This window comes from Streptomyces sp. SID5785 (genome assembly GCF_009870065.1).
GTDB lineage: Bacteria > Actinomycetota > Actinomycetes > Streptomycetales > Streptomycetaceae > Streptomyces.
In genome coordinates this window covers 1-862 of sequence record NZ_WWIA01000330.1, presented here as the reverse complement: position 1 = coordinate 862, position 862 = coordinate 1, and the positions used below count along the sequence as shown (strand labels likewise).

At 73.0% G+C, this 862-nt stretch carries 2 protein-coding genes; both read left to right on the top strand.

Annotation, left to right across the window (positions count from 1 at the left end; translation table 11 throughout):
- Window positions 1–641, top strand: a 641-nt coding sequence (locus GTW43_RS10700) for a TetR family transcriptional regulator (RefSeq protein WP_237536521.1), incomplete at its 5' end; no start/stop codon positions are given.
- Between the two features lie 66 nt (window positions 642–707).
- On the top strand, window positions 708–862 hold a 155-nt coding region (locus GTW43_RS10695; protein ID WP_343245964.1), incomplete at its 3' end, for an NmrA family NAD(P)-binding protein.

Here is an 862-nt window from a genome sequence, read left to right as displayed (position 1 = left end):
GCGGCATGGGTAGATGGGAGCCGAACGCGCGAGGGCGACTGGCGGAAGCCGCCCTCGGGCTCTACGCGGAGCAGGGTTTCGACCGGACCACGGTCGCGGAGATCGCCGCCGCCGCCGGTGTGACCGAGCGGACCTTCTTCCGCCACTTCACGGACAAGCGCGAAGTCCTCTTCTACGGCACGGAGTTGGGGCTCGACCTGCTCACGCGCACGATCGAGGGTTCGCCGCCGGATGCGCCGCCTCTCGTCTGCGTGGCCGCCGCCCTGGGCGCCTTCGCGGACTTCTTCGAGGAGGATCCCCGCCGCGTCCGCAAGCGCGATGCGCTCGTGTCCGCGAGCGCCGAGCTCCGCGAACGCGAACTGGTCAAGCTCGATGCCTTCGTCGCGGCGATGACCGCCGCCCTGTGCGGGCGTGGCGCCGCGCCGCGCACGGCCGCACTGGCCGCCGAGGCCGGAATGGCCGCCTTCAAGGTCGCCTACGCGGAGTGGGTCAAGGTCGATGAGGGGGCCGGCGGCGCGGAGAGCGCGGAGAGTTCGGAGGGTGAGGGAAGGCCGGCCGCGGGCGGTGGTGCCGGTCTGCCGGAGCGCTTCAGGGCGGCGCTCGTCGAGATGGGTGGCGTGCTGGAGCCCGTGCGGGACTAATTATCTGCGTGACGCAGGCATTGTCGGGTAATCTTCTGCGTGGCGCAGCAGAATCCGTGCGCCGTCATGCGCCACCGCCCCACCCCGGGGCAGATTCCGGAGTCCGCCATGCTCACTGTTGCCGTCACCGGCGCCACCGGCGCCCAGGGCGGAGCCACCGCCCGCGCCCTCCTCGACGCCGGCGCCCGGGTCCGCGCCCTGACCCGCAACCCGGGCGGGCC